Origin of the sequence: Ascidiaceihabitans donghaensis (assembly GCF_900302465.1) — a bacterium.
GTDB classification, from domain to species: Bacteria; Pseudomonadota; Alphaproteobacteria; order Rhodobacterales; family Rhodobacteraceae; genus Ascidiaceihabitans; species Ascidiaceihabitans donghaensis.
Genome location: NZ_OMOR01000001.1, coordinates 837,659 through 861,271, shown reverse-complemented (window position 1 = coordinate 861,271; position 23,613 = coordinate 837,659). Strand labels below are relative to the sequence as shown.

The window sequence follows — 23,613 nt, the reverse complement described above, 5'->3', positions numbered from 1 at the left end:
TAGTCTTCAAAGGCAAAACATGTCCAAACGCCCTATCCGCTGCGCTGTACGTGCATTAATCGTGCATGAGGACCGCTTGTTGTTGGTCAACGCATGGAAAGATGCCCGCTACGATTTGATGTGTGCCCCCGGTGGCGGGGCAGAGCCAGGCAGCAGCTTACCCCAAAATTTGGCCCGTGAAGTCTATGAAGAAACCGGGCTTAGGGTGCGGGTGGGTGCCCCTGCCCTTGTGAACGAATTCCATGATCCACGGTCGGGGTATCACCAGATGGAAGTGTTCTTTCACTGCACCTTGATGGGGTCCGCACAAGTGCCTGAAGGCTGGGTCGATCCAGAATCCATTGTCAGTCGACACCATTGGGTCACAAAAGACGAATTGGCATCGGTCAATCACAAGCCTGACAGTTTAGGGGCTGTGGCATTTGCAGACCACAACACCGCCGTTCCCATTACTTACGATCCTTTGGAAGCGATTGTGTCGTAACGGCCAACGCAATCCCCCCCACAACAAAACCCGCTGCAATCAGAATGACGCCGGTAACGGCTTCGCCCAGCAACAGGGCGCCGCCGATAATGGCAATGATGGGCACGCTCAGCTGTACCACGGCCGCTGTTGACGCAGGCAAGCGGGGCAAAACGGCGTACCAAAGCGTGTATCCCAGCCCCGAGGTGACACCACCTGCAAGAGCGGCCAAACCAACGCCCGTCATATTCGCAGACAGCCCCTGCCCCACAAGCAACAGGGCCAGAATTGGCAATGCCAGAATGAAGTTGGCCGCCGTCGCGCCCAGTGGATTTGGTGCGCCGCGACCTGCAAGCGTATAGGCGGCCCATCCAATGCCTGCGATTGTCATCAATATGGCCCCGCCCGCGTCCGCAATACCACCCGGCCCCGGCCACAACGCAATCAACAGCCCCACAAAAGCGATGCCCGCCCCCGCCATCTGGCGCACAGTAGGTCGCGCACCTGTGGCAGCCCCCCATGCAAACATCACGATTTGCACAACGCCAAACAAGATCAACGCACCAAGCCCCGCATCAAGCGTGGCATAGGCCAGCGAAAACCCGATCATGTACGCAGACAGGCTGAGTGCCCCAACAATGCGCCCCCGTTTCATGAGCGGCAATTGCCCGCCCCGTGCGCTGAGCACCATGCCCAACACAACAGCACCGGCCAGAACCCGGATCACTGCAAAGCTAGAGGGGTCAATGTATCCACCATCCACTGCCAACCTGTTCAGAACTGAGTTGGCGGCAAAAGCAATCATGGTAAGGGTAACAAGCAAAATCAAATGCATGGGGTGATCGTAGTCCTGAAAAAGTGGTGGGCCAAGGACCACCTTACAAAATGTCGTTCACAATTTGGTTCTTGGGGCCGGTGCATTTTGCACCCTTTGACGGCGCGGCAGGCCACGCCTTACACCGCAAGCCTAGTCCAAGTCCTGAAACGGTTTCGGGTACACCAGTGTCTGTGTTGGCACATTACTGCCCGGCCCTGCCAACATCAAATGGCTGCCGGGGTAAGGGGACGTCAGATTGGCCGTTCTCGCATGGCTAAAACCACCGCGTTCATAAAGCGAGACTTTGCCCAGAACCACCACGTAGGTGTCTGACATCCGCGCCCATTCCGTCAACATTCCCATCATTCGGGTACAAAACCGCCGTCCTTGCACATCACGTGCCACGGCCACCGGCGCCAAACACAACCACCCCTTTGGCGCAACCATCCGGGACAAGGCGTAATAGCCGACAATTCTGTCCCCCATCGGCAAAACCGTTTCACCAGCGATGGCTTTGGTGCGGCGCAGCTGCCGCACCAGTCGTGCTTCGGACGGGTCATCAAACGCATCGCTCAGCAAAGCGTCTACAGCATCTTCTTCGCCTTGTTGCATTGGACGCATATGGTCAGGAAACTGGATCATAAGTTCGTCTTTTCATCTTTTTGGCCAAAACGGTGACGGGACCATCTTACACATCCCTTCGTGTCACCTTCAGGCATCCACACGCAACTCTTCAACATCGTCACAGCACGTCAATTTTTCCAGCCAAGCGTGCGGAATGCCTTTGTCCCCACCAACACCGTACACCGCTCCACACAACGCCCCAACCAATATCGAGCGCCCACAATTGTCGCCCCCTGCATAGATGTTGCGGCGCACAGCGGCAGTGAAGCTGCCAGCAGTCATCACATTGTGCACAGCCGCAGGGACGCCATAGTCCAGATCGCAGGCCAATCCGAAATGACGTGTGACAGAATTTGCATCTTCGTCCATGCGGCCCAGCGCATCCGCCAACAACGTGTCCACCTCTGGACTGGCTTCTGCGCGGCCAGCATCAACAAGCTGGCGCACTGTGTCACCGTGAACAGCCCGCTGCATCATGCGCGCAACCATACGCCCGTGTGCCTGCGCCGTGGGGTGATCGTTGGTGGTTCGCACCGCAGACCATGCGTCCTGCAGCACGCCATCGCCATTATCCTGCGCAAAGCATAATGCCAATCCCGGCAGCTTTGAAATCGCAGGCAATTGCACGTCCCAAGCCCCGAAAACCGGCGTCATCGCCAAAATTTCATCCAGAACCCGAAAGCCATAGTCAACCGTTGCATCATCATCATGCGTCAATCGCACCGCTTGTTCGAATTCAGTGCGCAAAACAGGGCCAGAGAACTGTCGCGTTAAAGCCAAAGCCTTTGCAATCATCGCGACAGTCACTTTGGGATTTCCATGGAAGGCAATACCTTTGACCTGCGCCAAAGCGGCGTCTTCAGCACGCAGGAAATTGTTCAAAGTCTCTCTGGTGGCGTGATCAATGTATCCGGTAAACGCACCGCCATATCCGAAATGGCTGCGAAATGCGGCGGCGTAATGTGGCGCATCGTATGCGCCGTCATTTGCGGCAACCGAACGCAAAAGGACCAGTGCTTGTTCACCATATTGGGACAAATCGCCGACTTTACGCCCCTCATGGGCGAAATAGCCCGGTACGCCCTGATAATCCGCAGCATTCGGGGCACGAAACTCCGGAGTAGACGGGGCAAGTTTGGCAATGTGATCTTGATCGTAGATCCAATGTGTTCCCATGGTCGCGGCGTCTGCAACAAGTGCGCCAAGAACAAGGTTTTTTGCGCGTTCTTTTACAAGCATGACGTTTCCCAAAAAATCTGACACTTCAAACTGACCAGATCATATGGCCTGCGTTCTATCTAGAGTGTTTCGATCACAAAACCTTTTGAAAGATTCCGGGATCATGCAAGCCCAAAAGAAATCCCCCCTATGGGACCAGCGCTTCTGTACCATAACACCCGGGGCGCCCAGCGCATTGAAAGCGTGAACAACCGGACACTACGGAGACAAACCCTCTCATGACAAAAGGGCCCGAAGGCCCTTTTGCATTTCTGTTTGCGTCGTGCAGACAGGCTTTGGATTTACCAAAGTCGTCTTACATCATGCCGCCCATGCCGCCCATGTCGGGCATTGCTGGTGCGCCGCCGCCGTCTTTGGCGGGACGATCAGCAACCATAGCTTCTGTTGTGATCAGCAAGGATGCAACGGATGCTGCGTCCTGAAGCGCTGTGCGCACAACTTTGGCCGGGTCAATGACGCCGAACGAGAACATGTCGCCATATTCTTCTGTTTGCGCGTTGAAGCCGAATGTCAGGTCGTCGCTCTCGCGGATTTTGCCCGCAACAACAGCGCCGTCTACGCCCGCGTTTTCAGCGATCTGGCGCAATGGCGCTTCGATGGCTTTACGCACGATGGAGATACCAACGTTCTGGTCGTTGTTTGCGCCTGTCACGCCTTCAAGCAGCTTGGCCGCCTGAACCAGAGCAACACCACCACCAACAACGATACCTTCTTGAACCGCGGCACGTGTCGCGTTCAATGCATCGTCAACGCGGTCTTTGCGCTCTTTGACTTCTACTTCTGTCATGCCGCCAACGCGGATCACAGCAACACCGCCAGCCAATTTGGCAACGCGCTCTTGCAGCTTCTCTTTGTCGTAGTCAGACGTGGTTTCTTCTGTCTGCTGACGGATTTGTGTGACGCGTGCTTCGATTTCGCCGCTGTCGCCGTTGCCATCGATGATTGTTGTTTCATCTTTGGTGATAGCGACGCGCTTGGCGGAACCCAGCATGTCCATTGTGACGGATTCAAGCTTCATGCCGAGGTCTTCGGAAATCACTTGGCCGCCTGTCAGGATCGCGATGTCTTGCAACATGGCTTTGCGACGATCGCCGAAACCAGGTGCTTTAACAGCTGCAATTTTCAGGCCGCCGCGCAGTTTGTTCACGACCAACGTCGCCAAAGCTTCGCCTTCAACATCTTCTGCGATGATCAAGAGCGGCTTCTGGGACTGGATGACCTGCTCGAGCAATGGAACCATTGGCTGCAAGGAAGACAGTTTCTTCTCGTGCAACAAGATGATGCAGTCTTCGAGTTCTGTCGTCATTTTGTCAGGGTTTGTGACAAAGTAAGGGGACAGGTAGCCGCGGTCGAACTGCATGCCTTCAACAACATCGGTTTCTGTTTCCAGGCCTTTGTTCTCTTCAACAGTGATAACGCCTTCGTTGCCAACTTTTTGCATCGCGTCTGCGATTTGTTGACCGATTTCGGCTTCGCCGTTTGCAGAGATCGTACCGACCTGAGCAACTTCAGCAGAATCGTTAACTTCACGTGCAGCAGATTTGATCGCTTCAACAACAGTTGTTGTCGCCAGATCGATGCCGCGCTTGAGGTCCATTGGGTTCATGCCAGCGGCAACCGACTTCATGCCTTCTTTGACGATGGCTTGGGCCAAAACTGTCGCGGTTGTTGTACCGTCGCCAGCTTCGTCATTGGTGCGAGAAGCAACTTCTTTCACCATTTGTGCGCCCATGTTTTCGAACTTGTCTTCCAGTTCGATTTCTTTCGCCACGGATACACCATCTTTGGTGATGCGCGGTGCGCCGAAAGATTTGTCCAGAACCACGTTACGACCCTTTGGGCCCAATGTGACTTTGACAGCGTTTGCAAGAATGTTCACGCCATCCAGCATACGGTTGCGGGCGTCTGTGCCGAACTTTACGTCCTTAGCAGCCATGTTGTTTCTCCTTAAGAGTATTCAAATATCGAGAGGGGTGGTGCATTGAAATGCACCTTACGAGACAACCGAAAAGGTTTACTCGATGATGCCCATGATGTCGGATTCTTTCATCATCAAAAGCTCTTCGCCTTCAACGGTGACTTCTGTTCCGGACCATTTGCCGAACAGGATTTTGTCGCCGGCTTTAACAGCCATTGCGATCAGCTCACCGCTGTCTTTACGGGCGCCTTCGCCTGTAGATACAACTTCGCCTTCGCTTGGTTTCTCTTTCGCGCTTTCGGGAATGATCAACCCGCCAGCTGTTTTTTCGTCGCTTTCGGTGCGGCGTACCAGCACACGGTCATGAAGCGGTTTCAATGCCATCTTTGTAGCTCCTCAAAGGATCAAAGTTTCTCCCTGACCTTGGTCATCCAAGGCCGTTAGCACTCAGTCAGTTCGAGTGATAACGGCGCATAGCTAGGCATGTGCATGGGGCGAGTCAAGGAAAGGGACCGTAAAAATTTTGCAAAAATGCGAAACAGAAATGCCGTGACAAGAAACCTGCTGTTAGCTTGCTTTGTATTAACCATCGCACCTGACGGGATTAGCAGTTTCAGGGGTGCGACAATGGCGACGGTAAATGGTGGCAGTGGCAGTGAAAACATTAACACCGGAAGTGAAAACGACTCCATAAACGGAGGCGGCGGGAATGACACCGTCACTTCTAACGCTGGCAATGATACTGTTAGCACTGGCAGCGGTGCAGATTCCGTTGATTCCGGGGCGGGCAATGATCGCGTCGTCTCTGGTGGCGGCCATGATACAGTCAACGCTGGCGAAGGAGACGATTATGTCGATGGTTGGACCGGCGACGATTCCATCAGTGGCGGGGACGGCAGCGACACCATTCTAGGTTATTCGGGCGATGACACCATCGATGGGGGCGCAGGCAATGATAGCATTGATGGGGAAGGCGACAACGACAGTATTTCTGGCGGTAGCGGCAATGACACCATTTTTGGTTCAGCCGGCAGCGACACCATCGACGGCGGCGGTGACGACGACACAATTGATGGCGGCACCGATAATGACAGCATTGAAGGCGGCGACGGAAATGACTCAATAGCCGGCGGTTCTGGTGATGATTTTTTATCCGGTGGCTTAGGCGACGACAGTATTGAAGGCGGCAGCGGCAACGACACGATAGAAGGCGACGAAGGTAACGATACCCTAAAGGGCGGCGATGGGGACGATGTCATTTCGATGTGGGGTGGCGCGGATTATGCCGAGGGCGGCAGCGGCAGCGACACCTTTATTCTGCATGACAACTTTGGCAACGACACGATCATCGGCGGTGAAGGCGGTAGCGATTTCGACACGATCGACCTGCAACATCTCAGCGGGCCTGTCACGGTCACCTACACCGGAGAAGAATCCGGCACCATCACCGACGGCGTCAGCACAATCACGTTCAGTGAAGTCGAAAACCTGATCCTGACCGAACACAACGATTATGTTGACGCTAGCGTTGTCCACTCCGGAAAGAGTGGCGATCATCAGGGCATCAATGTTGACACTGCGGCCGGGGATGACACAGTGATCGGTGGACGTGGCGGTGACACCATTGAAGGCGGCGCGGGCAACGACAGTATTGATGGCGGCTACGGGGACGACACCCTCTCTGGCGGCGACGGAAACGATACAATCGAGGGTGGCAGCGGCAACGATACGATCATTGGCGGCTCAGGAAGCGACAGTTTAGACGGCGGCCTTGAAGCAGATACCCTTGAGGGAGGGGATGGGGCAGATACGATTGATGGGGGCGAAGGCGATGATTCAATCGATGGCGGGGCGGGCAACGATACGCTTAGTGGTGGAAGTGGCGCAGATACTATTGACGGCGGTGCGGGGCGCGACAGCATCCTTGGCGGAGACGGTGACGACAGTATCTATGGCGGCAGCACCATTGAAAACGATACCATCGACGGCGGTGCAGGCAATGACCGCATCGACGGCGGTCGAGGTGACAACAGCATTTTCGGAGGCACCGGGGACGACACGATCCTGTCCAATTGGGGCATCGACACCATGGATGGTGGCGACGGCATCGACACCTACAACGTGGACGAAGGCGAAACGCGCAACTTGCGCTATGATGTCAACCTCACCAGCGGCTCTGATCAATACGGCAACCAATACAGCAACTTTGAAAATGTCGTGGGCGGCACGCAAGGCGATTCGATCACAGGCGACTCTGGAAACAACATTCTGGACGGGCGCGGCGGCAATGACACGCTGAGTGGTGAAGGCGGCGATGACACGATCCTTGGCGGCGACGGCGACGATATCATTCGCGGCGGCACAGGCGACGACAGTCTGGATGGCGGCGAAGGATCCGACACTTTCGTCATGGACGGCAGTTTTGGAAACGACACCATTTCTGGGGGCAGCACAGGAAGCGACTACGACACTATCGACCTGTCCGCGGTGTCAGGGCCCGTAACAGTCACCTACACAGGCGACAAGGCCGGAACCATCACCGACGGAACCGACACGATCACCTTCACCGACATCGAACATCTGATCCTGACCGACGAAGCAGATGTGGTCGACGCCACTGCGGACGGCGTTGGCATTGATGTGGATGCAGGCGACGGCGATGACACGGTTACGGGTGGTACTGGTGACGATAGCATCGAGGGCGGCAACGGCTACGACAGCCTAAGTGGCGGCGACGGCAACGACACTATCGACGGTGGCGATCAAGGCGACGTCATCTACGGCGGTGCTGGTAACGATCGGATCGAAGCCGGAGAGGAACAAACCTTCGGAGATGACGACACGATCTACGGGGGCAGTGGAAACGACACCATCACCTCATCCGAAACAGACGGCAATTCCAACGACCAACTCTACGGCGAAGACGGCGACGACAGCATCTCGACGCAGGGCGGCGACGCGACATTAGATGGCGGCAGCGGCAACGACACATTGCAGGGTGGTGGCGGGGATGACGTCCTGACAGGCGGTGACGGGGACGATGTCTTTGTCTATTCCCCTGGCGGTGGCAACGACACGATCACCGACTTCAACACTGGCAACAGCGGCGCGTTGAATGACGGCGACACCACGAACAACGATTTTGTCGATCTCAGCAATTACTACACGGACATTTTCGAATTACGGGCCGATTTGGCGGACGACAACACGCTTAATCAATCCACCGGCGATTATGATGACAACGCCAACATGGATGGCTCATTGACGTTTTCCGGCGCCAGCGGCTCCGATTTGACAACGGATAACACCAATCTGGCATGCTTCACGCAAGGCACAATGATCGAAACAGATCAAGGACCTGTTGCCATTGAACGGCTCACGCAGCACCACAAAGTTTGCACGTTGGACCATGGGGCGCAAAGGGTGCGTACCGTTTTGTCCAACACTGTTCCGGGTTATGGAAGGCACGCGCCAATTGTGATCCAGTCCGGCGTGCTCGGCAACAAAGCCGCGTTGATCGTCTCTCCCGCACACCGCATGATGCTTAGGGACACGCAAGCAGAAGTTATGTTTGGGCAGGCTGAAGTCTTGGCGACTGCAAAATCACTATGTGACGGCAAAACCGTTTATCGTATGCCAGTGGTCAACATCACCTACTACCATGTCGTTCTGTCCCGCCATGAGATCATCTTCGCCGAAGGCTGTGCCACTGAAAGCTACCAAACCGATGGCACCCACTCCCAACCAAGCGCAGATCACAACAAATCCGCCACAGATTTCGTACAAAGCCCGATGGCTTGTGTCAGACCCAGTTTGCGTCATTTTGAAGTTCAGCTTTTAAGAAATTTACAACGCAGCTGGACCTGTCCGCGCCATGACCTGCAAGCAGCCTAGCGTATAGGTGTTGCAGCATAGGCAACAGGCCCATATCCTGCACACAATCAGCAACAGGAGCCACAATGCGCGCCATCACAGCCCTTTGTCTTAGTCTATTTTTGTGCGGCACATCCGCTTGGGCAGCCTGCACCGGCGTCGACTTGCGCGACCAATTATCGGCATCACAATCATCCGACCTGCAAAGCCGGCTGAAAGATCAAGCATTCCGGCACGGCAATCACTGGGTTGCAACGAAAGAAGATGTGCGTTTGAACATCATCGGTACCTTGCACCTAGATGACCCTCGCCATGACGCGATTGTGAAACAGCTAAAACCCGTTTTACAAGGCGCGGATCTACTTCTTGTGGAGGCGACCGAGGCGGAAGAAAGGGCTCTGGAAAACGCCATGGCGCTGCAGCCGGACGTGATGTTTATCCAGACAGGGCCAAGCCTGATCGACATGATGTCTGCCGAAGAGTGGGCCGCATTGTCCGAAGCAGCACAGGCCCGTGGAATCCCTTCATTCATGGCTGCAAAATTTCAGCCTTGGTACTTAAGTCTGGTGTTGGGGCTGCCCCCTTGTGTGATGCAGCAAATGGCGCAAGGCGGGCGCGGACTGGACCACCGTATCATGGCAGAGGCGAAGAAAGCCGGGGTACCGACAGCCGCGTTAGAGCCTTGGGACACATTGTTTGAAATCTTCGGTAACGATCCGATCGAAGACCAGATCGAAATGCTAAAATTGTCGGTAATGCCTGTCAAAGCCGCCGAAGACGCGGTTGCCACTTTGGTCGCGCAATACTTCGATGAAGATCACGGCGCCGTCATGGACACATCGCGTGTGATCACCAAGGCGCAGGTCGATATGGCACCCGTTGCCTTCGATACGGCCTTTGATGCGCTTCTGGACAACTTGCTTGTGGCACGCAATCTGGCGTGGATGGATGTGATTGCAGCACAAAAAGACACCCGTATCGTGATTGCTGTTGGGGCGGGGCATTTATCAGGGCCGCACGGAATTTTAAAGATGTTGCAAAACGTCGGATATAAAATGGAACGTCAGCCGTTTTGAGAGCCTCGCCGTTCTGGTGCTAACTGCTGCCTAGAATTTGTCCAGAAGCAGAAACTGCATCAGCCCCAAGGGGCGTCAGTCCGTAAACGCCTTTTTCAACCTTTTCAAACCAGCCATAGTGATTGTCACGCATCATTGTCGTAGCCCGCGCGACTTGGGTTTCACGGGCCACATCAGCACCACGGCACGCGCCCACTTCAAAAAGGTATAGCGCGACCTTGATTGCATCCTGTCGATAGGCAGTTATCAATCCAACACGGGTCTGACCGCCATCATTGGGATCACCCACCCGCCCTGCAAACTCTTTCAACAAACGTGCTTCCCGTTTGGCAGATTTACGTGGTGCATAGGGCCCAGGATCACAATGAACTTGAACAAGACCATCAGCAATCCTGACTGTAATCAAACCCAAGCCCAAACGGCGGGCCAATTTGGTCATGTCTTTTACGGATTTCAAAAACCGTTTGCCCGATCCGTGTGCAACGGCCATGTAAACGTCCTCGGTGATAGACAATCGTGCAACGCATTGGTGCACCAAGGTCAGCGAAAACCCCAGCTTGAGTTCGACGATAACGGCAGGTTCTGCACCACGCACCGCAACCACATCAGCAGCACCAACTTCGGATTTCACGACATACCCTTGCCCCTCTAAGAAGGCTTTGATTGGCGGGTACAAATCGGTCTCTTTAAATGCGTCCATACAGGCGTCGTAGCAGGGTTTTGCCCAAGCGCCCAGAGAGGTGACAATATCCGCAACACCAGAGAGGACCCTGCAAATGGTCCAGACCTGCAACACAAGACCCATAACAACGTTACGCCGATTCTTTTCGCCAAAAATATCCCGGGGAGTTTGAGGGGCAGCGCCCCTCATCATTGAAACAGCAAAAAATGCCGCAGGTGACAACCGCGATAAGCAGTCCTATAAGGCGCGTAAATCAGACGCTTTGAGCAGGAATACACCCATGACAACTCTCGTTTTTGGCCATAAATCACCAGACACCGACAGCACAGGCAGCCCCATCATTTGGGCGTGGTATCTCAACGAGATCAAAGGCCAATCGGCCAAGCCGGTTCTCTTGGGTGAGCCAAACACAGAAGCGGCCTTTGTGCTGAAACGCTGGAATTTGGACAAACCAGAAATCGTGTCCGAAGTTGCGGCAGACACCCCAGTGGTCATCGTGGATACGAACAACCCCGCCGAATTGCCTACAGGGATCAACGATTGCGACATCACAGCTATCATTGATCACCACAAACTGGTGGGTGGGCTGGAAACCAAAGGCCCCATCGACATCCGGATCGAACCCTTGGCATGTACGGCCACCATCATGTGGAAAATGATCGGCAAAGACATGGCGCAAATGCCTAAAGACGTGAAAGGGGCAATGTTGTCTTGCATCTTGTCGGACACACTAGAGTTCCGCAGCCCCACAACGACACAAGAAGACAAAGCCATCGCGTATGATCTCGCCAAAGATCTGGACGTCGACATTTCCGCCTATGCTGCGGAAATGTTCGAAGCCAAATCAGATGTGTCCGCCTTCTCGGACGCGGAATTGCTGCGGATGGACAGCAAGGAATACGAAGTTGACGGCAAACAATTCCGTGTGTCCGTTCTGGAAACCACTGCACCGCAAATCCTGATTGACCGTAAGGATAGCCTTATGGCGTCCATGCCGGGCGTTGCCGCCGAAGATGGTGCGGATCAGGTGCTTTTGTTTGTCATCGACATTCTAAATGAAGAAGCGACGTTGCTGGTTCCCAATGATCTGGTCAAAACCGTCGCGGAGAAAAGCTTTGATGCGACGGTCAAGGGCGACACTGTTGTGTTGCCAGGCATCATGAGCCGTAAAAAGCAGATCATTCCAAACCTGAAAGTATGATCGGTGTGGTGCAGTGAACTGCACCTTACTGACCTGTGATCTCGTAAGGCGCACCTTGGTGCGCCTTATTGTTTTTCAAAGAATACATGTCGGGATCTGTCCAGATGCGTTGTTCATGAACCGCAACTGTGATTTGACCCACGCCAAAGGAGCCTCCCAATGACCCAAATCATCACTGCTTTGTCCGAAGTGTCCCAACGCTACGACGCACTTTTTGTCGATTTGTGGGGCTGCGTCCACAACGGTGTCACAGCCCATGTCCCTGCTGTTGAGGCGTTACAAGCCTACCGCAAAACGGGTGGGAAAGTGGTCTTGGTCACCAACTCACCCAAACCACGTGCCGGGGTCGCAGACCAGCTATTGGGCTTTGGTGTGCCTGATGATGCCTATGACACCATCGCCACATCTGGCGATTCTGCACGGTCCGCGATGTTTCGGGGTGCCGTTGGTGAAAAGGTGTTCTTTATGGGCGAAGAACGGCGTGATGCGCAGTTTTTTGAGCCACTTAGCCTGTTAGACGCCCCTGTGGACATTTCGCGTGTGCCCCTGCAGGAGGCCACGGGCATCGTTTGCTGCGGCCCTTTTGATCCGATGGCCGACCCTGACGTCAATCGTGCCGACTTTCTGTATGCCAAGCAAAAAGGCATGAAATTGCTATGTGCAAATCCTGACATTGTTGTGGACCGCGGCGACGTGCGTGAATGGTGTGCGGGCGCTTTGGCCCAGTTGTACACAGAGATGGGCGGCGAAAGCCTGTATTTCGGTAAACCCCACCCCCCTATTTATGATCTTGCCCGCCGCCGGCTTGCAGAACTGGGCGCGGATATTCCGGACACACGTATTTTGGCCATCGGCGACGGGGTCCTGACCGACATCAAAGGGGCCATTGGTGAAGACATTGATTCCCTATTCATCTCGGGTGGCTTGGCCGCGTCAGAAACAAAAACAATCGACCAACCTGACCCAGATCTTCTAAGTGCCTATTTAGAAAAAGAAATGTCGTCCCCAACCTTCACAATAGGACATCTGCGCTGACCCTTTTTTCGCTTGATTTTCTGCGCCTGCAAAGTAATTAAGTTACTTGAGACTGACGGCAGGCGTCAGAAAATTACCGGAGCGTGAAATGTTGGACAATCTTCCCCGCGGCACCATCTGCATTGAAGACATCGAAATGGGCATGACCCGCTACTTGCGCAAACAAGTCACCGACAAAGACATCGAAATGTTCGCCGAGGTATCGACCGACCACAACCCGGTCCATCTTGATGATGAATACGCACAAGACACGATTTTTGAGGGCCGCATCGCCCACGGCATGCTGACTGCAGGCTTGATTTCCGCAGTCATCGGAGAACAGCTGCCCGGTCACGGCACCATTTACATGGGTCAAAATCTCAAGTTTCTGGCCCCTGTGCGCCCCGGTGACATGGTCTATGCCGAGGTTAAAGTCATCGACATCGAGATCTCCAAACGCCGTGTGAAACTGGACTGCCATTGCTCTGTCGATGGTAAGAAAGTGGTCATTGGCGAAGCCACAGTCATGGCGCCGTCGCGTAAATTCGATTGACCTAGCTTTACGTCACCCTACGCCACGTCAACCTTTACACACGACCAAACAACGCTTTTCATCATATCCATCCAAAGGAGGATGCTATGAAAGAAACGCTGCGGGTGCTGATGCACATGGGGTCATTGCAACGGCTTTTGCCGTTTTGGTTGTTTGGGGTGGCCCTTATGGTTTGGGCGCCTTCCTTGTGGATCCTGCCCGCTTTGGTCTGGGGCGGTGTCATGCAATTTTTTGTCGAATACGCGATGCACCGTTTCTTGCTGCACCGTGCGCCCCCAACCGATCAAAGCCCTTTCAACGCATTGTACCGCAGCCACATCGGCCATCATGAATTTCCAAACACGCCGGAATTCTTCACCGGCGACGACCACTGGTATCCGGTGCGGTTCGGGCTTTTGTCTTTGGCCCTGCACGTCGCGGTTTTGGGATGGATTATAGGCATTCAAGCAGCCCTCTGGTTTTCGATCATCGCCATTTTTGTCGGATCAGTCAGCGCGTTTGCCTTTTACGAATTTTGTCATACCCTGGCGCATCTTAAAGTCCCCAAAGGCTGGTTCGGCACTCAAATCACCCAAAGCCACCTGCGCCATCACTTCAATGACCATGATGCGACCTTTCACGTGTCCTTCGGCATGGGATGGATAGATCGGGTGTTTGGCACCGGATACAATAGGGAAACCGCCCGCGACCGGTTCGATGCAGACACCATTCTAAGCATGGGCATGGACCCTGAAGATTTGCGTTTGGTTACTGCACGCAAGGCCTATGGCTTGCCTGCATCACCGCGCCCGCGCAAAGGATCAACGCAAGCGCAGTGAAGGCGCGGCGAATGTCCCTTTTGGCCGCTTGCACCCTTCGCCCTCCAAGGCTAGGCATGTCGCATGCGCATCATTCGAGACTATCACTTCGTTGAACCCCAAGACCGCGGCGCCACAGTCGCTGTCGGCAACTTTGACGGGGTTCACCAAGGCCATCAATCCGTCATAGACATGGCCCGCGCCGCAAGGCCCGACGCCCCTTTGGGCGTGTTGACGTTTGAACCCCACCCCCGTCAGTTTTTCGCCCCCCACGCCCCGTCCTTTCGACTAATGAGCCGTGAAGCCCGAGCGTCACGATTGGAAAAGCTGGGTGTTGAAAAACTGTATGAATTGAATTTCAACGCTGCACTTTCAGGCCTTAGTCCACATGATTTTGCAAAGATCGTGATCGCGGATGGCCTTGGGTTGCAGCATGTTATTGTCGGCGCTGATTTTTGCTTTGGCAAAGACCGTGCAGGCACTGTGCAAGATTTGCAACAATTCGGGGCCGAAATGGGGTTTGGCGTCACAATCGCCCCCCTGATCGCGCAATCTGAAAAAACGATTTCATCCACCGCCATCCGGCAAGCGTTGAGCGATGCGCGGCCCGCCGATGCCGCGGCGATGCTGGGCCACTGGCACCGGATCGAAGGCCCTGTGATTGGTGGCGAGCAACGTGGCCGCGAATTGGGCTATCCAACGGCCAACATGTCCATTGACGGGCTGCATCCCCCTGCCTTTGGCGTCTATGCTGTTCTGGTCGATGTGTTAGACGGGCCGCACACAGGCCAGTATCACGGCGTCGCATCCATGGGCGTGCGTCCCATGTTTGGCGAAAACAAACCCAACCTAGAAACCTTTATCTTCGATTTCACCGGCGATCTGTATGGCACGCAATTGTCCGTCGGTCTGGTAGCCCATTTGCGCGGCGAAGAGAAATTTGACGGCCTAGATGCGTTGATCACGCAGATGGATGCCGACAGCCTACAAGCCCGCTCCATTCTGGCCGCTCTATGACCGGTGCAATTGCACAAAAGGGGCTGGCCCGCGAATTCTGGAAGCGTAAACCGCTGAAAAAAATGAATGATGCGGAATGGGAAGCGCTGTGTGACGGGTGCGGCAAGTGCTGCCTGAACAAACTGGAAGACGATGACAGCGGCGAAGTTGCATTGACAAATGTGGCCTGTCGCCTGCTGGACGATGCAACATGCCGATGTGTGCACTACGAAAACCGTCGCCAGTTTGTGCCTGATTGCATCAGCCTGACCCCGGACAATCTGGACACGCACGCCTATTGGATGCCGCAGACCTGTGCCTACCGCCTGCTGTTTGATGGCAAGGAATTGCCCGAATGGCATCCTTTGATCACGGGCGACCCGAATTCCGTCCACAAGGCCGGCGTCAGCATGCAACATCGGACAGTGTCTGAATTCAGCGTCCCCGAGGAAGATTGGGAAGATCACATCATAGAGGAGCCCACCTGATGTTTTTTGCCTCTGACAACGCAGGCCCAGTGCATCCGCAAGTCATGGACAGGCTGAACAATGCCAATGATGGATACGCAATGCCATACGGCGCAGACCCGATCATGGACGAGGTGCGCGAAGCAATACGCAACCTCTTTGAGGCGCCGGAGGCTGCCGTTTATCTGGTGGCCACAGGCACAGCCGCCAACAGTTTGGCATTGGCCTGTTACGCCCCCGCGTACAGCACCGTCTTTTGCACACAGGTTGCGCATATCCACGAAGACGAATGCAACGCGCCAGAATTCTATTCAGCGGGCGCCAAACTGACGCTGGTGCCGGGCACAGACAAAATGACACCCGAAGCCCTGCGAAAAACCATCGAAGGCGAAGAAGTCCGCGGCGTGCACGGTCCGCAACGGGGGCCGGTTTCAATTACGCAAGTGACAGAACGCGGATCGGTCTACACTTTGGACGAACTCAGCGCCCTCACAGCTGTCGCCAAAGACTATAAACTGCCTGTCCATCTTGATGGTGCGCGATTTGCCAATGCGATGATGGCACTGGGGTGCACCCCAGCAGAGATGACATGGAAAGCCGGCGTTGATGTAGTCAGCTTCGGAGGCACCAAAAACGGCTGCATGGGGGTCGAAGCCGTCGTGTTGTTTGATCCTAAAAAAGCATGGGAATTTGAATTGCGGCGCAAACGCGGGGCACATCTTTTTTCCAAACACCGCTACTTGTCAGCGCAAATGGCCGGGTATCTGGCAGATGATCTGTGGATGAAAACAGCGGCCATGGCAAATCGCAATTGCGCCCGATTGGCTGAAGGATTGCAAGCAAAGGGGGCCTCGTTTCTGCATCAGCCCCAAGCCAACATGATCTTCGCGACATTGCCGCGTAGCGCACACCGACGGCTGCACGATGCCGGGGCTACAAATTACATCTGGGAAGGATCGCTTGAAGGCGACGACCCGGACGAACATCTCGCCATGCGCCTCGTATGCGATTGGTCGATAACTCCAGATGACATCGATACGTTTGTAAGCCACATTTAACGCCTGTCTTTTTCCAAAAAGAACCGGAGGTGTGGTGCAAAGCACCAAAGCGGGCAGAGCCCCCACTTCAAACACGAGACCAAACACAAAACGGCACCCTGCCCCGCGAAGCATAGGAACAGCCCATGTTATGTAAAATTGGTGATATCGAAATCTGGCGCCTGTTAGAGATCAACGGTCCTTTTCTGGACCCTCTAAAACTTTTCCCCAACGCAGGGCCGGACGTCAGCGCCAGAATCGAAAAACTTGTCCCCGGTGCAATAGACGCCGAAACGGGGGCAATGATCCTACCAGTGCAAGGTTTTTTGCTGAAAACCCCTGACCATGTTGTTCTGGTTGACGGCTGCGTTGGCAACGACAAAACAGCCGCTCTGCCCGCATGGAACAAACGTCAGGACGGGCGGTTTATGGCTGCGTTAACGGCCGCCGGGGTGACACCCGCACAAGTGGATTTCGTGCTTTGCACCCATCTGCACACAGATCACGTGGGCTGGAACACGCAATTGCAAGACGGACGCTGGGTGCCGACTTTTCCAAATGCAAAATACCTAATGCCCTCAGCAGACGAGGCCGTGTTTCGTGCCACCGCCAGCGACACCTTCACCGAAAGCGTGTTGCCAGTCATCGAAGCTGGACAAGCAGAGCTGGTGCAAGCCGGGCACACTTTGGGCGATTACATCACATTGATGCCAACGCCGGGTCACACCCCCGGTCATGTGTCGATCGGGATCAAACATGGAGCCACACAAGCCGTCATCACCGGCGATGCGCTGCACACCACCGCGCAATGCTGGCATCCCGAATGGCACTTCTCATTTGATATGGATGCCGACTTGGCAGAAACCTCAAGACGACAGCTTCTTGAAACCGCATCAGAAACACATGCCCGCATCATCGGCAGCCACTTCAAGCTGCCATCCATCGGGCACATCGGTGCGACGGGCGACGGGTTCTTTTGGACTGACGACTAGGGTTCTGACCTTAAGACCAGCCACTGTTCTGGGCACGCACTTAAAGCGACGCCCAGAACTTTGATATTTCAGCGGCGATGCGCTTTGCATGCGTGATCGGGGCCATATGTCCTGCCCGCTCCACAACAACGGACCGGACATCAGGCAAACGCTTTTCCAGCGACGCATTGATGGCAATGGTTGTGTCGGAACTTTGGTCACCACGCATCAAAAGGGTGGGCATCATCGCTTGCGCAAAACGATTGCCCGCCAGCAAATTAGCTGAATCGTGAAACAGAAACGGGGCACTTGCAGGCACGAAATGAATACGGTCCGCCATGTATTGACGCAACGTGTCCGGAATCGCATCCCACTTGGTGCCATCCCCCCATCCTCTGTTGAAGGTGCGGGCGGCTTCCATCATATCACCCGACGCATATGCATCAGCAAATGCTGAATTTTGTGCGTCATAGGTTTCCCACAACGCAGGCGCATCTTCCATTGCGGCGGCAAAGTACACGGGTTCAAACATCGTCAGGGACCGCACCATTTCCGGCATCTCGATGGCGAGGCGCATAGCCACGGTCGCGCCGAACGAATGGCCGATCAGATCCATGGGTTCGGTCAACAAAGCCCGCCCCATATCGGTGGCCACGTCGTGCACGTTGCCCTTGCGATCCCAGTCGCCGGATTGCCCATGGCTGGGCAAATCATAGGCAAGCAATGTCGCTTGGTCCCCCAGTGCCACGCCAAGCCCCTTCAGGGCACCAGAATGCGCCAAAGTGCAGTGGATGCCCAAGGCCTTACGCGGGCCTTGGCCAAAGCTGCGGCTGTGGGTGTGCAGTGTCACGCGAGGGATGCCAAATGCGCGTCCAGATCGTCGATCTTGTCTTGGCCCCAGAAACGGGCCGCCCCGTCGACCACATAGAACGGTGCCCCGAAGACGCCATTTGCATATGCCTCTTCCAAGTTGGCCGCGTAGGTGTCCGCAGACCCCATCAAATCGCTGTCTGCAAGTGCTGGATCAAAACCGGCACCTTCCAGGCACCCGCGAATAACGTCATCTTGGGCGATGTCTTTTTCTTCCGCCCAGCACGCCCGTAAAAACGCATGTGTCAAAGCCCCTACATCACCGCCTGTTTTTTGTGCTGCGATAATCGCATAAGATGACGGCGCCATATTTGTGGGCCAATGTGCCGGCTTCAAATTAAAGTCCATACCCAACTTTTGCGACTGCCGTTCCAGTTCAATTGCACGGTATTCGATACGGCTGATGTGACGATCTTTTGGCGGTGTTCCGCCTGTGCGTCCAAACAAAGTCATAAGGTCCAAAGGCTTATACGTCACGGTCGCGCCATGCTTTTTTGCAACAGCTTCCATGCGCATCCCAGCCAGATAGGCATAGGGGGACAGCGTCGCGAAATAATAGTCGATATGGGCCATTAACTTTCTCCTAAGGTATGCTTTGCCGGACGGTATAGGCGTGTTAAGCGAATGCCAACATCACGAATCTGTCACATTCGAAATGTTGTTAATGACGCTGCTTCACGGGGACCCACATATGCCAGCCATCGTCGAACCCAAACTCATCACCGGGAACGCAAACAAGCCTTTGGCCTCAGCAATCGCGCGGCGCATGTCCTTGCACAGAGGCGTCAACGTGGGCCTTGTGGATGCGCGTGTCGAACGTTTCAACGACGGCGAAATCTTTGTTGAGGTCTTTGAAAATGTCCGTGGCGAGGACATGTTCATCATCCAGTCCACATCAAACCCCGCCAATGACAACCTGATGGAACTGCTGGTGATGTGCGATGCACTGCGCCGGTCCTCCGCGTCTCGGATCACAGCTGTCATTCCCTACTTCGGATATGCCCGCCAAGACCGTCGCACCAAAGCCCGCACCCCTATTTCCGCCAAGCTGGTGGCCAATATGATCCACGGTGCTGGCATTGAACGTGTTCTGACAATGGACCTGCACGCAGCCCAGATTCAGGGGTTCTTCGATATTCCGGTCGACAACCTGTATGCGTCCCCCGTCTTTGCTTTGGACATCAAAGCCCAGTTCAAAGATCGCATGGACGAACTGATGGTCATTTCCCCCGACGTGGGCGGCGTGGCCCGCGCCCGCGAATTGGCCAAACGTATCAACGCGCCTTTGTCCATCGTTGACAAGCGCCGCGAAAAGCCCGGCGAAATTGCTGAAATGACAGTCATCGGCAATGTCGAAGGCAAGGTGTGCCTGATCGTTGACGACATTTGCGATACGGCTGGCACCCTGTGCAAAGCGGCCGAAGTCTTGATGGAAAATGGCGCCAAAGAGGTGCACAGCTACATCAGCCACGGCGTCATGTCCGGTCCTGCCGTCGAACGCGTTACAAATTCCGTTATGAAGTCACTGGTGCTGACGGATACCATTGAACCAACCCAACCCATCAAAGACGCCGCAAACATTCGTGTTGTGCCAACAGCCCCGATTTTTGCACAAGCGATCCTGAACATCTGGAACGGCACATCTGTTTCTTCCTTGTTCGACGACACAACTTTGAGCCCGATCTATGACGGGCTTTACGCGGCTGAATAACGTCGAACCAAAGCTTTGAACACACTGACGAAAGCCGCGGCAACCCGCGGCTTTTGCATTTGGGACGGCTGTATTTTGGAACCATTTAACTGCGTGCTGCGTTGTCCTTCTTTACGAAGGACATCCTCATGCTTGACGAAAAACACGCGCCTAAAGTGATTGCCAAAAGCGAGACGCTCTCTGCCAAACGCATCTTTGAGGTCATCCGCAACGAAGGCGAAGAAGAGTTGAGCCGGCCAAAGGCCTCTTTGATGTGGTCCGGTGTTGCTGCGGGCTTGATGATATCCCTGTCCGTGCTGGGCGAGGCAATCTTTCGCACATACCTGCCGGACGCACAGTGGAGTTATCTGCTTGAAAACATTGGGTATAGCCTTGGGTTTCTGGTCGTCATTTTGGGGCGCATGCAATTGTTCACGGAAAATACGATTACGACAGTCCTTCCCGTTATGAACACACCAACAGGTGCCATGATCGGACGCACGGCGATGCTGTGGATGATTGTCTTAAGTGCAAATGTCGTGGGCGCATTTGTGGCGGCGCTATTGTTTGCATATACCTCTGCCATTCCAGCAGAATTGCTGCCCGCCATCGAAGAACTGTCACGCCACGCCACAGGGTTCACTGCGGCCGAAGCCTTTCAGCGTGCTATACCCGCAGGGGTTCTGGTGGCCGCAATTGTCTGGATGCTGCCCGAATCCGAGGGTTTCGAGATCTTTGTGATCTTGATCTTTACGTGGTTGATCGCTGCCGGGGACTTCACTCACATCGTCGCTGGATCAGTTGAAATGGCATTTTTGCAAGTACAGGGATTGCTGTCTTTTCCAGACGCTATGTTTGGTTTCTTCCTGCCCGTTCTGGCAGGGAACATACTTGGCGGCACCGCGATCTTCGCACTGATCGCCTTTGGTCAGGTGCGACATGAATTGGAAGACGAAATCTGAAAAAGCTTAGTACAAGTCCCAGTCGTCTTCATCCGACAGCTCGCCCAGTGCCATCCACCCAATGCGTACACGGGCAACACGGGTGTCGCCCCAAGTGCGAAAAACCAGGTCGAAGCCGTCTTCAGTGACGGCTTCCGCCGCAACATCAGCGCGAATAATGGTATCCGCCGCCATGTCCCACAAGCTGACCGAGGTCTGGACCGTGGGTACGGACCGGAAATTTTCAGAAAATTTTATGCGGCGACGGCGTTCACGTTGACCGCGACCTGTCCACATTTCCCCGTCAGTTTCAAAATCGGAAAACAGAACGGTATCGCCCTGCTCAACGCCCATCAAATGGCTTCGTAATCGTTTCATAGTGTCTTCGCTTTAAATACTTGAAAGGGCATAACACGATCACTCTTGTCAAAAACAAAAAAGGCCACGGTCACCCGGGGCCTTTTTCAAAGTCTGTGACGTAAAAACCAGCCTTAGCGGGCGTTCAAGCCGATGTCTTCACCCATAGCAACCATATCGGACAACAGCTTGGCTGCGTCGTCTACAGGGCCCGGTTCGTTTTCGAAGAATTCCTTGGCCGTCGAATAAGCTGTTTTTGCTTCTTCAACCATGTTTGCCATTTCTTCTTGCGTCATCTCTGCTTTGGGCACCGCGCGTTCGGCCAAAACCGACACGCCACCTGCACCGATTTCCGCAAAACCGCCGGTCACAACATATTCTGTCGTGCCCTCTGGACCTTCGACACGCAGCACACCAGGGCGCAGCGTGGTGATGGTTGGCGCATGATCGGGCATTGCCGTCATGTCGCCATCGGCGCCTGGGATTTGCACAGCGGATGCTTGCACAGAGGCCAACAACCGCTCGGGTGATACCAGTTCAAATTGCATCGTGTCTGCCATATGTCAGACCTCCTTAAGGCTTTGAATTAAGCTGCGTCTGCAGCCATTTTCTCGGCTTTTGCAATCACTTCGTCGATGCCGCCAACCATGTAGAAGGCGCCTTCTGGCAAGTGATCGTATTCGCCAGCCACAACAGCTTTGAACGAAGAAATCGTATCTTCCAGCTGAACCTGTTTGCCGTCTGCGCCAGTAAATACTTTTGCAACGTCGAAAGGTTGGGACAAGAAGCGTTCGATCTTACGCGCACGCGCAACGGTCAATTTGTCTTCTTCTGACAATTCGTCCATGCCCAAAATCGCGATGATGTCCTGCAAGGATTTGTAGCGCTGCAAGATTTGCTGCACGTCTGTCGCAACCTTGTAGTGTTCGTCGCCGATGATCAGTGGATCCAGCAAACGGGATGTTGAACCAAGTGGGTCCACAGCCGGGTAAATGCCTTTTTCAGAGATCGAACGATCCAGAACCGTTGTCGCATCAAGGTGCGCAAAGGATGTCGCAGGTGCGGGGTCAGTAAGGTCATCCGCAGGCACGTAAACCGCTTGAACAGATGTAATGGAGCCGTTTTTCGTCGACGAAATACGCTCCTGCATCTGGCCCATGTCTGTCGCCAATGTCGGCTGGTAGCCAACCGCAGATGGGATACGACCCAACAAAGCGGACACTTCGGAACCGGCTTGTGTAAAGCGGAAGATGTTGTCCACAAAGAACAAAACGTCGGAACCCGTGTCATCACGGAACTGTTCCGCAAGGGACAGGCCTGTCAAAGCAACACGCATACGCGCACCGGGAGGTTCGTTCATCTGACCGTACACCAGCGCAATTTTGGACTCTGGCAGGTTGTCAGGCACGATAACGTTGGATTCGATCATTTCGTGGTAAAGGTCGTTGCCTTCACGCGTCCGCTCACCAACACCCGCGAACACGGACACACCAGAGTGCACCTTCGCGATGTTGTTGATCAGTTCCATGATCAAAACGGTTTTGCCAACACCGGCACCACCGAACAGACCAATTTTACCACCCTTGGTGTAGGGGGCCAGAAGGTCGATGACTTTGATGCCTGTTGTCAGGATTTCAGTCGCTGTGGACTGCTGGTCAAAGGCAGGCGCGTCGCCGTGGATGGAACGTGTTTCAGTCGCGTCCACTGGGCCTTGTTCGTCAACAGGGTCGCCTGTGACGTTCAGGATGCGGCCCAATGTACCGTTGCCCACCGGCACTTGAATGGGTTTGCCTGTGTCGGACACGGGCGCGCCGCGCACGAGACCTTCAGAGGCGTCCATCGCAATGGTACGCACTGTGTTTTCGCCAAGGTGCTGAGCCACTTCGAGGATCAGTTTCTTGCCGTTGTTGTCTGTTTCCAATGCGTTCAGGATCTCTGGCAGAGCATCCTCAAACTGCACGTCGACGACGGCGCCGATGACTTGGGTGATTTTTCCGACGTTAGCCATGTCGTATTTCTCCGGTTCT

General features: G+C 54.6%; 24 protein-coding genes. 13 read left to right on the top strand and 11 right to left on the bottom strand.

What is annotated here, in order from left to right:
* Positions 1-19: 19 nt before the first annotated feature.
* A complete protein-coding gene (locus ASD8599_RS04285) occupies positions 20-484 on the top strand; it encodes an NUDIX domain-containing protein (protein WP_108827391.1) in 465 nt (154 codons plus the stop codon).
* Here ASD8599_RS04285 and ASD8599_RS04280 read toward each other — a convergent pair.
* From ASD8599_RS04280 to ASD8599_RS04260, 5 genes are all read right to left on the bottom strand, one after another.
* Complete coding sequence (locus tag ASD8599_RS04280; RefSeq protein WP_108827390.1) at positions 450-1,298, bottom strand: DMT family transporter; 849 nt, start codon at positions 1,296-1,298, stop codon at positions 450-452. The two genes, ASD8599_RS04285 and ASD8599_RS04280, sit on opposite strands and share 35 nt — an antisense overlap.
* Before the next feature lie 132 nt (positions 1,299-1,430).
* Positions 1,431-1,922, bottom strand: coding sequence for a GNAT family N-acetyltransferase (locus ASD8599_RS04275; RefSeq protein ID WP_108827389.1), 492 nt, complete (start codon positions 1,920-1,922; stop codon positions 1,431-1,433).
* A 69-nt stretch (positions 1,923-1,991) separates the two neighbouring features.
* Positions 1,992-3,143, bottom strand: a complete 1,152-nt coding sequence (locus ASD8599_RS04270; protein WP_146188185.1) for an ADP-ribosylglycohydrolase family protein — start codon at positions 3,141-3,143, stop codon at positions 1,992-1,994.
* 295 nt (positions 3,144-3,438) lie between these two features.
* A complete protein-coding gene (gene groL, locus ASD8599_RS04265; protein WP_108827387.1) occupies positions 3,439-5,079 on the bottom strand; it encodes a chaperonin GroEL in 1,641 nt (546 codons plus the stop codon).
* 78 nt (positions 5,080-5,157) lie between these two features.
* Entirely contained in the window at positions 5,158-5,445 is a 288-nt protein-coding gene (locus ASD8599_RS04260) for a co-chaperone GroES (protein WP_108827386.1), read from the bottom strand.
* Between the two features lie 243 nt (positions 5,446-5,688).
* Here ASD8599_RS04260 and ASD8599_RS04255 point away from each other — a divergent pair, with 243 nt between their 5' ends.
* Both ASD8599_RS04255 and ASD8599_RS04250 read left to right on the top strand, forming a co-directional pair.
* On the top strand, positions 5,689-8,955 hold the full coding sequence (locus ASD8599_RS04255) for a Hint domain-containing protein (protein WP_181364403.1): 3,267 nt from the start codon (positions 5,689-5,691) through the stop codon (positions 8,953-8,955).
* Positions 8,956-9,020: 65 nt separating this feature from the next.
* Positions 9,021-10,010: a TraB/GumN family protein gene (locus tag ASD8599_RS04250; RefSeq protein WP_108827384.1), complete on the top strand. Its 990-nt coding sequence runs from the start codon at positions 9,021-9,023 to the stop codon at positions 10,008-10,010.
* A gap of 19 nt (positions 10,011-10,029) precedes the next feature.
* Here the strand turns inward: ASD8599_RS04250 and ASD8599_RS04245 are convergent, their stop codons facing one another.
* The gene (locus tag ASD8599_RS04245) at positions 10,030-10,710 is read right to left on the bottom strand and encodes a DUF2161 domain-containing phosphodiesterase (RefSeq protein WP_108829996.1); all 681 of its coding nucleotides are present in this window, start codon (positions 10,708-10,710) and stop codon (positions 10,030-10,032) included.
* A 262-nt stretch (positions 10,711-10,972) separates the two neighbouring features.
* Here ASD8599_RS04245 and ASD8599_RS04240 point away from each other — a divergent pair, with 262 nt between their 5' ends.
* The 8 genes from ASD8599_RS04240 to ASD8599_RS04205 all read left to right on the top strand — a co-directional run bounded on the left by ASD8599_RS04240 (position 10,973) and on the right by ASD8599_RS04205 (position 17,749).
* Positions 10,973-11,893, top strand: coding sequence for a manganese-dependent inorganic pyrophosphatase (locus ASD8599_RS04240; RefSeq protein WP_108827383.1), 921 nt, complete (start codon positions 10,973-10,975; stop codon positions 11,891-11,893).
* Between the two features lie 159 nt (positions 11,894-12,052).
* The gene (locus ASD8599_RS04235) at positions 12,053-12,928 is read left to right on the top strand and encodes a TIGR01459 family HAD-type hydrolase (protein ID WP_108827382.1); all 876 of its coding nucleotides are present in this window, start codon (positions 12,053-12,055) and stop codon (positions 12,926-12,928) included.
* 88 nt (positions 12,929-13,016) lie between these two features.
* Positions 13,017-13,460: a MaoC family dehydratase gene (locus ASD8599_RS04230; RefSeq protein ID WP_108827381.1), complete on the top strand. Its 444-nt coding sequence runs from the start codon at positions 13,017-13,019 to the stop codon at positions 13,458-13,460.
* Positions 13,461-13,546: 86 nt separating this feature from the next.
* Complete coding sequence (locus ASD8599_RS04225) at positions 13,547-14,278, top strand: sterol desaturase family protein (RefSeq protein ID WP_108827380.1); 732 nt, start codon at positions 13,547-13,549, stop codon at positions 14,276-14,278.
* A 63-nt stretch (positions 14,279-14,341) separates the two neighbouring features.
* A complete protein-coding gene (locus tag ASD8599_RS04220; RefSeq protein ID WP_108827379.1) occupies positions 14,342-15,274 on the top strand; it encodes a bifunctional riboflavin kinase/FAD synthetase in 933 nt (310 codons plus the stop codon).
* Positions 15,271-15,741 (top strand): YcgN family cysteine cluster protein, encoded by a 471-nt coding sequence (locus tag ASD8599_RS04215; protein WP_108827378.1) that lies wholly within the window; start codon positions 15,271-15,273, stop codon positions 15,739-15,741. The genes ASD8599_RS04220 and ASD8599_RS04215 overlap by 4 nt, the downstream gene beginning before the upstream one ends.
* Positions 15,741-16,778 carry a threonine aldolase family protein gene (locus ASD8599_RS04210; RefSeq protein WP_108827377.1) on the top strand — a complete coding sequence of 346 codons (1,038 nt, stop codon included), beginning with the start codon at positions 15,741-15,743 and terminating at the stop codon, positions 16,776-16,778. Before ASD8599_RS04215 ends, ASD8599_RS04210 begins: the two co-directional genes overlap by 1 nt.
* A gap of 125 nt (positions 16,779-16,903) precedes the next feature.
* Positions 16,904-17,749, top strand: coding sequence for an MBL fold metallo-hydrolase (locus ASD8599_RS04205; protein ID WP_108827376.1), 846 nt, complete (start codon positions 16,904-16,906; stop codon positions 17,747-17,749).
* A 40-nt stretch (positions 17,750-17,789) separates the two neighbouring features.
* On the opposite strand, the gene ASD8599_RS04200 is transcribed toward ASD8599_RS04205, so the two are convergent.
* Positions 17,790-18,578, bottom strand: coding sequence for an alpha/beta fold hydrolase (locus tag ASD8599_RS04200; RefSeq protein WP_108827375.1), 789 nt, complete (start codon positions 18,576-18,578; stop codon positions 17,790-17,792).
* Complete coding sequence (locus ASD8599_RS04195) at positions 18,575-19,171, bottom strand: 2-hydroxychromene-2-carboxylate isomerase (protein ID WP_108827374.1); 597 nt, start codon at positions 19,169-19,171, stop codon at positions 18,575-18,577. Before ASD8599_RS04195 ends, ASD8599_RS04200 begins: the two co-directional genes overlap by 4 nt.
* 118 nt (positions 19,172-19,289) lie before the next feature.
* Between ASD8599_RS04195 and ASD8599_RS04190 the strand changes: the two genes are divergently transcribed.
* Both ASD8599_RS04190 and ASD8599_RS04185 read left to right on the top strand, forming a co-directional pair.
* Positions 19,290-20,309 (top strand): ribose-phosphate pyrophosphokinase, encoded by a 1,020-nt coding sequence (locus ASD8599_RS04190; RefSeq protein ID WP_108829995.1) that lies wholly within the window; start codon positions 19,290-19,292, stop codon positions 20,307-20,309.
* A 128-nt stretch (positions 20,310-20,437) separates the two neighbouring features.
* Positions 20,438-21,250 carry a formate/nitrite transporter family protein gene (locus ASD8599_RS04185; protein ID WP_108827373.1) on the top strand — a complete coding sequence of 271 codons (813 nt, stop codon included), beginning with the start codon at positions 20,438-20,440 and terminating at the stop codon, positions 21,248-21,250.
* 6 nt (positions 21,251-21,256) lie between these two features.
* Here ASD8599_RS04185 and ASD8599_RS04180 read toward each other — a convergent pair whose 3' ends face one another.
* The 3 genes from ASD8599_RS04180 to atpD form a co-directional block, all read right to left on the bottom strand.
* Complete coding sequence (locus ASD8599_RS04180) at positions 21,257-21,607, bottom strand: H-type lectin domain-containing protein (RefSeq protein ID WP_108827372.1); 351 nt, start codon at positions 21,605-21,607, stop codon at positions 21,257-21,259.
* Between the two features lie 113 nt (positions 21,608-21,720).
* Positions 21,721-22,146 (bottom strand): F0F1 ATP synthase subunit epsilon, encoded by a 426-nt coding sequence (locus tag ASD8599_RS04175; protein WP_108827371.1) that lies wholly within the window; start codon positions 22,144-22,146, stop codon positions 21,721-21,723.
* Positions 22,147-22,172: 26 nt separating this feature from the next.
* A complete protein-coding gene (gene atpD / locus ASD8599_RS04170; RefSeq protein ID WP_108827370.1) occupies positions 22,173-23,594 on the bottom strand; it encodes a F0F1 ATP synthase subunit beta in 1,422 nt (473 codons plus the stop codon).
* Positions 23,595-23,613: the final 19 nt, after the last annotated feature.

What these genes read in the sequence shown, in the direction of transcription:
- ASD8599_RS04250 (WP_108827384.1), top strand. Translation starts at nt 9,021, where the DNA reads ATGCGCGCCATCACAGCCCTTTGTCTTAGTCTATTTTTGTGCGGCACA.
- ASD8599_RS04190 (WP_108829995.1), top strand. Translation starts at nt 19,290, where the DNA reads ATGCCAGCCATCGTCGAACCCAAACTCATCACCGGGAACGCAAACAAG.
- ASD8599_RS04285 (WP_108827391.1), top strand. Translation starts at nt 20, where the DNA reads ATGTCCAAACGCCCTATCCGCTGCGCTGTACGTGCATTAATCGTGCAT.
- ASD8599_RS04275 (WP_108827389.1), bottom strand. Translation starts at nt 1,922, where the DNA reads ATGATCCAGTTTCCTGACCATATGCGTCCAATGCAACAAGGCGAAGAA.
- ASD8599_RS04260 (WP_108827386.1), bottom strand. Translation starts at nt 5,445, where the DNA reads ATGGCATTGAAACCGCTTCATGACCGTGTGCTGGTACGCCGCACCGAA.
- ASD8599_RS04195 (WP_108827374.1), bottom strand. Translation starts at nt 19,171, where the DNA reads ATGGCCCATATCGACTATTATTTCGCGACGCTGTCCCCCTATGCCTAT.
- ASD8599_RS04210 (WP_108827377.1), top strand. Translation starts at nt 15,741, where the DNA reads ATGTTTTTTGCCTCTGACAACGCAGGCCCAGTGCATCCGCAAGTCATG.
- ASD8599_RS04280 (WP_108827390.1), bottom strand. Translation starts at nt 1,298, where the DNA reads ATGCATTTGATTTTGCTTGTTACCCTTACCATGATTGCTTTTGCCGCC.
- ASD8599_RS04245 (WP_108829996.1), bottom strand. Translation starts at nt 10,710, where the DNA reads ATGGACGCATTTAAAGAGACCGATTTGTACCCGCCAATCAAAGCCTTC.
- ASD8599_RS04235 (WP_108827382.1), top strand. Translation starts at nt 12,053, where the DNA reads ATGACCCAAATCATCACTGCTTTGTCCGAAGTGTCCCAACGCTACGAC.
- ASD8599_RS04215 (WP_108827378.1), top strand. Translation starts at nt 15,271, where the DNA reads ATGACCGGTGCAATTGCACAAAAGGGGCTGGCCCGCGAATTCTGGAAG.
- ASD8599_RS04205 (WP_108827376.1), top strand. Translation starts at nt 16,904, where the DNA reads ATGTTATGTAAAATTGGTGATATCGAAATCTGGCGCCTGTTAGAGATC.
- ASD8599_RS04185 (WP_108827373.1), top strand. Translation starts at nt 20,438, where the DNA reads ATGCTTGACGAAAAACACGCGCCTAAAGTGATTGCCAAAAGCGAGACG.
- atpD (WP_108827370.1), bottom strand. Translation starts at nt 23,594, where the DNA reads ATGGCTAACGTCGGAAAAATCACCCAAGTCATCGGCGCCGTCGTCGAC.
- ASD8599_RS04225 (WP_108827380.1), top strand. Translation starts at nt 13,547, where the DNA reads ATGAAAGAAACGCTGCGGGTGCTGATGCACATGGGGTCATTGCAACGG.
- ASD8599_RS04230 (WP_108827381.1), top strand. Translation starts at nt 13,017, where the DNA reads ATGTTGGACAATCTTCCCCGCGGCACCATCTGCATTGAAGACATCGAA.
- ASD8599_RS04270 (WP_146188185.1), bottom strand. Translation starts at nt 3,143, where the DNA reads ATGCTTGTAAAAGAACGCGCAAAAAACCTTGTTCTTGGCGCACTTGTT.
- groL (WP_108827387.1), bottom strand. Translation starts at nt 5,079, where the DNA reads ATGGCTGCTAAGGACGTAAAGTTCGGCACAGACGCCCGCAACCGTATG.
- ASD8599_RS04180 (WP_108827372.1), bottom strand. Translation starts at nt 21,607, where the DNA reads ATGAAACGATTACGAAGCCATTTGATGGGCGTTGAGCAGGGCGATACC.
- ASD8599_RS04175 (WP_108827371.1), bottom strand. Translation starts at nt 22,146, where the DNA reads ATGGCAGACACGATGCAATTTGAACTGGTATCACCCGAGCGGTTGTTG.
- ASD8599_RS04240 (WP_108827383.1), top strand. Translation starts at nt 10,973, where the DNA reads ATGACAACTCTCGTTTTTGGCCATAAATCACCAGACACCGACAGCACA.
- ASD8599_RS04255 (WP_181364403.1), top strand. Translation starts at nt 5,689, where the DNA reads ATGGCGACGGTAAATGGTGGCAGTGGCAGTGAAAACATTAACACCGGA.
- ASD8599_RS04220 (WP_108827379.1), top strand. Translation starts at nt 14,342, where the DNA reads ATGCGCATCATTCGAGACTATCACTTCGTTGAACCCCAAGACCGCGGC.